At 62.8% G+C, this 8,663-nt stretch carries 8 protein-coding genes; 4 read left to right on the forward strand and 4 right to left on the reverse strand.

Annotated elements, in window-relative coordinates:
- Window positions 1-300: 300 nt before the first annotated feature.
- The 3 genes from RHODMAR_RS25250 to RHODMAR_RS25260 form a co-directional block, all read right to left on the reverse strand.
- Window positions 301-1,605, reverse strand: coding sequence for an acyl-CoA dehydrogenase family protein (locus RHODMAR_RS25250; RefSeq protein ID WP_008720496.1), 1,305 nt, complete (start codon window positions 1,603-1,605; stop codon window positions 301-303).
- Between the two features lie 105 nt (window positions 1,606-1,710).
- The gene (locus RHODMAR_RS25255) at window positions 1,711-2,160 is read right to left on the reverse strand and encodes an RrF2 family transcriptional regulator (RefSeq protein ID WP_008720498.1); all 450 of its coding nucleotides are present in this window, start codon (window positions 2,158-2,160) and stop codon (window positions 1,711-1,713) included.
- A 144-nt stretch (window positions 2,161-2,304) separates the two neighbouring features.
- Window positions 2,305-3,627, reverse strand: coding sequence for an acyl-CoA dehydrogenase family protein (locus RHODMAR_RS25260; RefSeq protein ID WP_308071112.1), 1,323 nt, complete (start codon window positions 3,625-3,627; stop codon window positions 2,305-2,307).
- Between the two features lie 337 nt (window positions 3,628-3,964).
- Here RHODMAR_RS25260 and RHODMAR_RS25265 point away from each other — a divergent pair, with 337 nt between their 5' ends.
- Together RHODMAR_RS25265 and RHODMAR_RS25270 are read left to right on the forward strand one after the other, a co-directional pair.
- Window positions 3,965-5,080, forward strand: a complete 1,116-nt coding sequence (locus tag RHODMAR_RS25265; protein WP_042940320.1) for a tyrosine-type recombinase/integrase — start codon at window positions 3,965-3,967, stop codon at window positions 5,078-5,080.
- A complete protein-coding gene (locus RHODMAR_RS25270) occupies window positions 5,077-5,406 on the forward strand; it encodes a helix-turn-helix domain-containing protein (RefSeq protein ID WP_008720505.1) in 330 nt (109 codons plus the stop codon). Before RHODMAR_RS25265 ends, RHODMAR_RS25270 begins: the two co-directional genes overlap by 4 nt.
- A 119-nt stretch (window positions 5,407-5,525) precedes the next feature.
- Here RHODMAR_RS25270 and RHODMAR_RS25275 read toward each other — a convergent pair whose 3' ends face one another.
- Complete coding sequence (locus RHODMAR_RS25275) at window positions 5,526-5,948, reverse strand: hypothetical protein (RefSeq protein ID WP_157226213.1); 423 nt, start codon at window positions 5,946-5,948, stop codon at window positions 5,526-5,528.
- 507 nt (window positions 5,949-6,455) lie between these two features.
- Here RHODMAR_RS25275 and RHODMAR_RS25280 point away from each other — a divergent pair.
- Window positions 6,456-7,697 (forward strand): hypothetical protein, encoded by a 1,242-nt coding sequence (locus tag RHODMAR_RS25280; RefSeq protein WP_042940323.1) that lies wholly within the window; start codon window positions 6,456-6,458, stop codon window positions 7,695-7,697.
- Window positions 7,698-7,790: 93 nt separating this feature from the next.
- Window positions 7,791-8,417, forward strand: a complete 627-nt coding sequence (locus RHODMAR_RS25285; protein ID WP_008720508.1) for an HNH endonuclease — start codon at window positions 7,791-7,793, stop codon at window positions 8,415-8,417.
- The last annotated feature ends 246 nt before the right edge of the window (window positions 8,418-8,663 follow it).

Here is an 8,663-nt window from a genome sequence, read left to right on the forward strand (position 1 = left end):
CGATCCGGATCGGAGCCATTGCCGACGACGGATACGGCAGAAACTGAGCGGAATTGCATCCGGGGACGCATTCGACCGATACCAACTTACCGCAGGAGATTCTCAAACCTTGCGCGGATCTATGTTTCGAATAGTTACGCGTTGCCGGCTTTTGGCTGATGCACGACGAACGGCAGCGGGTCGTGCGCCCGCATCGGTACGCGTTGATGCTCGAACTCAGCCGGCCGTTGACCGGTTCCGAGTTCGCGATTCACGAAGTGCGCGACAAGCACAGTTCGAAGTGCTCCTGGGGTCCTGGCTTCAGCTGTGATCGATACGGGAACCGTAACCCTGCATCGAGCGCGTGAATTCGAGTGGATTCCCATCTACGAAGGTGTCGGCGGAAAACGAGCTATCGGCCATGACGCCCCACGCGCGGCGCCGTTGCATGGCGAGGTTTCCCGCGTCGTAGAGCGGAAAGACCATTGCTTCGCGGTAGAGCTTCTCCAAGGGAAAGCGGCGGTCGAGGGCGTTGACGCCGACGATACGCATGCAGTCGTAGACAACTTTTTGCATGAGGTCACCACAGAAGGTTTTGTTCATCCCACCCAGCGCATGTCCCTGGCCTGGATGTTTATCCATGTAATGGGCGGTCTTCCAGCAGAAGTAGCGGCCGGCCTCGATGCGTGATGCAACCTCGGTGAGGAGATTTCCGACGGCCTGATGGTTGATGATCGGTGAGGTTCCACCTCCGGTGTAGGTTTTGGCCCATTTGAGGGTGAAGTCGTAGGCGCTGCGTGCCACCGCGACGGCGGCGATGCTGGCGATAGGGGAGGACCAGGTGAAGTTGCGTTGGATGAGCAGGTCGCCGTCACCCTGAGTCAAGATGTTCTCTTCCGGGATACGTACATCGCGGAAGGTCATTGTCACGTTTTGGCATGTCCGATGGGCCATCTTGTCGATGACTTCGTATTCGATGCCTTGGGTGCCGCGTTCGATGACGAATACGCTGAGGGCGCTCTCTCCGCCTTTAGTTCGGTCGGTTCGTGCCACGCAGACGTTGAGATCGGCGCCGTTCAAGTCCCAACCGCCCGCATTGCAGGGCCAGTGTTTTTCGCCGTTCAGTGCGTAGTTTCTTTGGCGCGGGTGGTGGTCGGCCAGCAACTGTATTCCAGCGGATGGGCTTGGGTGGTCGAAGTTAGCAGTTCCTCCGCGTTCGCTGACAACCCATCCTGCGAGAAACGAGCCGTCCGGGTCCGATGTGGCTCTGCGCAGCCATTTTTCCTTCTGACTGTCGCTGCCCAGCCACACGATGGGCATGAGCGCGAGTCCGTTCACTAGCACGATGGTGGGAAAGCCTGGGTCGACCGCGCACAGTTCTTCGATTGCGATGAGGAAGTCGATGTTCGATGCTCCACCGCCCCCGAATTCTCGGGGGAGAAACATTGTGGTGAAACCTGCTTCGGCGGCAGCGCGGTAGACCGGTTTCATCGTGGCGAACGCGTGTTGGGGGTCTGTAATGGCGTCGGCGTGTTCCGAGACTGGGCGCAGAACGCCGGTTGCGAAATCTCGCGCGTGGTATTTGAGTTGCTTTTGCTCGTCGGTCAGATCGAAGTCGATGGGCATAGGAGGACCTTCGTGTCAACAGCGTTGCCGCTGTACGGCTTCGATGTTCACGTACGGTGTGGTGAAGGGTTGTGTGAGATCGGATTGTCGATGGGTCGGTGTCGATTAGTGTGTGGTTGCGCGTCCGGATAGGCCGAGTGCGCCGCGCAGCCCGTAATCGTTTGTTGCGATCTCCTCGAGTGTCGACTGGTCCAGGACTTCGAAGTATGCGTCCAGGGCGCGACTGAAGACATCTCGTGCGCCGCAGACGCCGGCAACGCGGCAGAACCGAACGGCGCCGAGGCACTCGACGACGGCGTAATCGGTTTCCATCGTTCTCATGATCTCGCCGACGGTGATGTCCGATGGGTCCTTGACGAGACTCACCCCGCCCGCTCTACCGCGCACAGTCTCGACCAATCCGGCGCCGGCGAGTTTTTGCACGACCTTGTCGAGGTGGTTTCGTGAGATCTTGTGGGCTGTAGCTATCTCGCTGACCGAACCGCGCTGTCCAGGCGCGACACGTAAGTACAGTAGAACCCGCAATGCGTAGTCGGCGTGACTCGTGTGTTTCATCCTGTTCGCCTCCGTTGCTACTGGTCCGGACTCTACAGGTGCGGGTCAGTGCATTGCTTGCTGAGCATGGACTCGACGAACCTCAGGGGACTCGGCCGGCAGAGGACAGTTCCTCTACCGGCCGAACAAGCGATCCCGAGAAAATCAGCCTGCGAGTGTTCCGATGCCTTCGTGCTCTTTACCGAACCTGACGTACTCGTCTTCCATGATGGCCCGCGGGTTGAATGTTGGATCGGCGAGGATTCCGTGGACGCGGCGACGTTGCATGCCCATGTTTCCGCCGTCGTAAATCGGGAGCACGGCGGCCTCGCGCAGGATTTTGCCGAATCCGTTCTGCGTCTCGAGGCTGTTGACGCCTACGATTTGCATGCATTTGTACACGCAGTCAAACATGAGCTCGGTGACCTGGATCTTGTTCATCGCTCCGACCAGTTCGGCGTGCTGGTCGTGCTTGTCCAAATAATCGGCAGCTCGCCAGGAGAAGTACCGCGCCATCTCGATCTTGGATGCCACGTCACCGAGTACGTACCCGACGTTCTGGAAGCCGATGATGGGCTTCAAACCGCCGCCAGTGTTCGTCTTCGCCCAGGTGAGCGCCATTTCGTACGCCGCGCGTGCCATGCCGACGGCGGCGATGGCCGCGACGGGTCCTGACCAGGCGAAGTTGCGGTTGATGACCAGGTCGCCGTTGCCGGCTGCACCGGGGAGGAGGTTGGCAGCGGGGATTCGGGCGTTGTCGAAGACGATTTCCGCGTTCGAGGCAAGTCGGTGGCCGATCTTGTCCAGGTGGCGGTAGGTGACGCCGGGAGTTCCTCGTTCGAGGATCAACGCCGACAACCCCTGCGTACCTCCCTTCTCCGAGTCGGTGCGCACGATCAGCGTCCCTGCGTTGGTTCCTTGCTCGTCCCATCCCGCGGAGGAGGGCCAGTATTTTCGTCCGTTCACTACGTAGTCGTCGCCGTCGAGAACTGCGGTGAGCCCGACTCCGGCTGGCCGTGGTAGATCGATATCGAAGTTGGCTGTGCCGGAGGGGTTTCCGGGTGGCTCGCTCGCAGTCCAGCCGCCGAGGTATTCGCCGGTAGGATCGGAAGTTGCTGCGGTCAGGAACCTTTCCTTCTGCTCGTCGTTGCCGTACCAGGCAATTGGCATCAGGCCAAGGCCGTTACAGAGAACCGTGCAGGCGAACCCGGGGTCCACGACGCAAATCTCTTCGGCGGCAATAACCAGGTCGACGCATGAGACCCCGCCGCCGCCATACGCTTTCGGTAGCATGCACATAGAAATTCCTGCGCGATAGGCCTCGATATAAGCGGGTTTCGTCATCTGAAAACCAATGAGGGGGTCAACCTCTGCATCGGCCGCTGTGATCACAGGAGCGAGCACGTTTTCCGAGAACTCGCGTACTTCATGCTGAAGCTTCCGTTGTTCGGTGGACATCGTGAAGTTGATGGTCATGGCTGACTCCATTGTGGGGGAAGTGATTCGGTGACCTACCAGGCTGCCGCGAGCTTCGTCGCTTGCGGAGCTCACACCAAGATCGCAAATCAGTATTACAAATACCGATTTAATCCGTTACCATCTCGTTTCACCGCGTTACCGCATCCTCACCGGCTAGGGCACCCGCCCCCTCAGGGCCCCTCGACGTTCGTCATGATTGTGTCTACCAATGTGTCGGTTTTTCGGTGCCGTGCGCTGTTTCCGTATGACTGCCCATCTGGGGACGGCGCCGCAACGTTTCCGCTCGAATGAGTAGGAAATCGGTTAGCTGTTGCTAACAGTGCAGCAATGTTGCATCGTTTACAACATGGTCGATACGGTCGATCTTCCCGGTGCCGCGCACCTCGTCCTCGCCGGCGGGGTCACCCACCTCGACCCGCACACCGCGGTGTTCGAGGCGATGCTCGCCGGATGGGCGCTGCAACAACGAACCCGATTCCTCAAAGCAGCCACCATCGACTCCCGCCTGATCCTGGTCCGCCGAGTCATGGAATTCGCCAACGAATACCCGTGGCAGTGGACGTGCGCGGACATCGAAGCATTCATCGGCCACTGCCGGAGCAGGCCGCAGCCGATCGTCGTTACCACCGCACGCCTCTACGAGACCACTCTGCGGATGTTCCTGCAATATCTGACCGATCCCCGCTACGGCTGGACTACCGAATGTCTCGACCGGTTCGGCGTCGCCCCCTCACAGGTGCTGCACGAATGGAACAGCATCGTCCACGTCGCCGACTACGAAGGCGACCCCCGCCGGCGACCGTTGACCTACGACGAAATCCAAGCCCTCTTCGACGCCGCCGACGGCCGCGTCGACGACATCCGCGCCCACCGCCGCAAAGGATCGTTGGCCGCGATGCGCGACGCCGCGCTCCTGAAAACGATCTACGCCTATGGGCTCCGCCGCCGCGAAGCCTGGGGACTCGACCTCGCGGACCTGCGGCACAATCCGAAAGCGCCCGCCTTCGGGCGCTGCGGCGCTCTGTTCGTGCGTTGGGGGAAATCGTCCCGCGGGAGCGCCCCGAAACGCCGGACCGTGCTCACCGTCCCGGAAATGGACTGGATCGTTCCCGTCCTCGAACAGTGGTGCGGCGAGATCCGGCCCGCGTTCGGTGTCGGCGCGCATCCCGCGGTGTGGGTGACCGAACGCGCCGGACGGATCTCGCTGCGCCGGATCAACGAAGCGTTCGTCACCGCCCGCGACGCCGCCGGCCTCGATCCGACGTTGGATTTGCATTGTCTGCGGCACTCCTACATCACCCATCTGGTCGAGTTCGACTACCCGGAAAAGTTCGTCTCCACCCAGGTCGGGCACACCTACGCCGCCACGACCGCCATCTACACCGGAGTTTCCGACGAGTACCGCAACCGACTCCTCCTCCGTGCCCTCAGCCGGCACCCCGACCTGTGGGAGCAGCCGTGAACAAGAAGATGACCTACCGGTGGAACCTGCGCCAACTCATGGCCACCCGGAACATGTTCGCCACCACCGACCTCGTCCCGCTTCTGGCCGAACGCGGAATCCACCTCTCCCGCGAACAAGTCTTCCGCCTCGTCACCACCACCCCACAGCGCCTGAGCCTGGACACCCTCGCCGCCCTGTGCGACATCCTCGACGTCGGCGTCGCCGATCTGATCGACATCACCGCCGCCGACCATCAAGTCCCCAAAACATCCGGCGACACCCACGCACCCCGCCCGCAGCCGGTGGTGCGGCGCACCACCATCCGTCGTCCCGAAGGTCTGTGACCAGCCGCCCGCCCCCAAACGCGGAAGACACCTGCGCGGAGATCGTCGCACTCCTGACCGAGCGGATCCCCGGATCCGACCCCGATCGCCTCCACACCCAGATCGCGGCTCTGGGACTGTTACCGGCGAACGCCCGGCGGCTGCTCACCTATCTGAGCGAGCACCCGGGCGCCCTCACCGCCGGCGATCCGGCCGGGCCGGCCGTCTTGCGGACACTTCTCGATCTGCTCGCCGCCGAGCACCCGAGTGTGCGGCGAGTCCACTGTCATCGCTGCGGAAAAGTGCGGACGTTGCCGTACCGCGACGACGGCGCCGGCATCTGCCGAAGCTGCTACAACAAGACGCGGCTGACGACCTGCGTACGGTGCGGCGAACTCGGCATACCCACAGTCCGCGAACCCGGCGGCACCATCTGCAGCCGCTGCGCAGCACGCGATCCGAACCGAATACACACCTGCCACATATGCGGCAAGGCTGCGCGCATCTACTACCGCGTCGACGGAAACCCTGTGTGCCAGAACTGCGGTCCCCGAAAACTGCACACCTGCAGCTCATGCGGACGAGAGAACACACCCGCACACGCTCTCACCGAACACGGGCCGCTCTGTTCACGCTGTTACCACCGCGGACGTGTTCATCAGTGCTGCGAATGCGGGCAAGAAACCGAGTATGCCCGACGCGTCACCGAGACGATGGACGCGTGGATCTGTTACCGCTGCTGGGTGCCGCCGACCCGAACCTGCAGCGTCTGCGGCGCCGACAAACCCTGCGGGCGAAAAACATCCGGAAAACCGATCTGCTCGACCTGCCGGGCCCGCCGCCAGCAGAAACGCCGGTGCGTCCAATGCTCACGGACAGTGAAAATTCAGACGACGCTGCCGATCGGTGCCATCTGCGGGTCCTGCTACCGGCACCTGCGACGCACCCCCGCACCCTGCGCCGGGTGCGGTCAGAGTCGGCCGCTCGTCGGGATCGACACCCACGGCAACCGGATCTGCGGACCTTGTTCCGGAGACTGCCGGAACTGGCGTTGCCGCCATTGTGGAATCGTGGGCCTGTTGATCGAGAACACCTTCTGCCTGTCCTGCAGCGTCGAATCCCGCGTCCGGGATCTCCTCACCGGCCCCGGCGGACGCGTTCATCCTCAACTCGCCAGTGTTGCCACATTTCTGCTCGACGAAACCCCGAGGGAACGCTCTCACCAGCTGCTCAACCGCGCGCAGTGGGTCACCCTTCTGCGCTCGCTGGTCGAGTCGGGTGATCCGATCACTCATGCCAGCCTCGACCGGCTCAAACAAGGCACCCACGTGCGCCACCTGCGTACTGTCCTCGTTTACACCGGTGTTCTCGACGACCGCAGCCACGACCTCGACGCCGTAGATGCCTGGATCGACGAACTGCTCGACGGTCTGCCCCGCGACATCGCTCTGCTGCTGCGCCCCTACGCAGCCTGGTCCGTGCTGCACCGAGCCCGGCACCGTGCCCAGGGAGGCGGAGCACACCCACCGGCGGCGGGAAGCGTCTCGCGTTACGCCCGCGCCCGCATTACCGCCGCGGCACAGTTTTTGACCTGGCTCACCGACCACGACCGCGACCTGGCCGGCGCGCGCCAAGCCGACGTCGATCGCTGGCTCGACGACGGGACGACCACCCGGTGGCGACTGCGCGACTTCCTCCTCTGGGCGAACTCTCACCACCTCACCGCCGACCTCCACGTACCGAGCCTCGGACGCGAAGGGTTGCCGCAACACATCCTCGGCGACGACCAACGCTGGGCCTTGCTGCGACGATGCCTGCGCGACCCCAATCTGGACCTCACGCTTCGGGTCGCCGGTGCCCTGCTGCTTTTGTACGCCCAAATCCCTACCCACATCGTCGAACTCACCGCAGATGACGTCGTCACCGACGACACTGGCATGCACCTGATATTGCATACGGTGCCGGTGCTGATTCCGCCGCCGTTGGCCTCCCTGGTGGCCGAACTCCTCGAAGAAAACGAGCAACAACCGCGGCAGCAACCGCCGGATGCCCCGGTGTGGCTCTTCCCCGGATACCGGCCTGGAACACACTTTTCGGGAAGCAGGCTCTCCACCAACCTCAACAAGACGGCCGGAATCTTCACGAAGCCGGCCCGCGGTGCGGCGCTGTGCGCGCTGGCAGCTGATCTCCCTGCACCGGTCCTTGCTGATCTGCTCGGAGTGTCGGTGGCTGCGGCGACCCGCTGGTCCGCTCTCGCCGGCCGCGACAACGCTGAGTACCTCGCCGCCCGCATCGACAACCCACCCGAGTGAAAACTTCCAGGCCACAGCCCCTGGTTCCTGTCGGACCCCGCGCCTACCGTCAATTGCGGTAACAGCTTGAATCGAGATTTCAGGAGGTCGGTGATGTCGTTCGTCAGCGATGTTCCGCTGCCCCTTCCCGGCATGCCGGACGCCATTCCCGCGCCGCCGGCGTTCCAGATGACGCTGATCGGGCAGCCGCAACCGGTCCGGATCCCTGAACGTCTGTGGCGGTCCTGGCTCGACAATCCTGCTGTTGTCGCCCGGTTCGAGTCCAAACGCTATCGACGCCAACACGATCGGTGCTGGCCCTGGATTGCCAGGGTGTCCTCGACCGGGCACGGATCGTTCCGCGCCGCGAGTCTGCCCGGGCCGTCCCGCCGCGGGACCGTGCCGGCGCATTTGTTCGCCTACCAGCTCGAATACGGCGTCATTCCGCGGTTGGGGTGGTCCAACACCGATGATGCGGTGCTGTGCCATCAGTGCGATTTCGCCGGCTGCACCAACCCCACCCACCTACGTCTGGGAACGAACCGCACCAACCGCAGCGAATACGACCTACGCCGCCGCAACATTTCCAGCCCACTGGCCGACGTCCGCGGACCGGCCGGGCGCACCCGCGCCATCGCCGACGCCATCCGAACCAGCCTTGAACAACACGAAGACCGCGACACTATCGAGGAGAGAATTCACGTGGCCGAGCACGCCGGGCTGCCGTTCACACTGTGGTGAGGTCGGCCCACATTCAGGCCGCTGCGGTGAGGAGACCCAGATCCAAAATACTGCCACCGAGTGTGCCTCGCGGTCTTGTCTACGAGGTTTCCACTGTCCAAGGACCGGATCCACCGTTATTCAGACAGTCCCAGGGCAAAGCTAACGCAAAGATCAGCGAAAGTGGTCTGCTACGTACACCGGGCACAGCCGCGACCGCAGGAGCAAGGGAATACTGCATGCTTCGAATACGTGTCCCTTGCCAGC

Source organism: Rhodococcus sp. AW25M09, from assembly GCF_000333955.1.
Classification (GTDB): Bacteria; Actinomycetota; Actinomycetes; order Mycobacteriales; family Mycobacteriaceae; genus Rhodococcoides.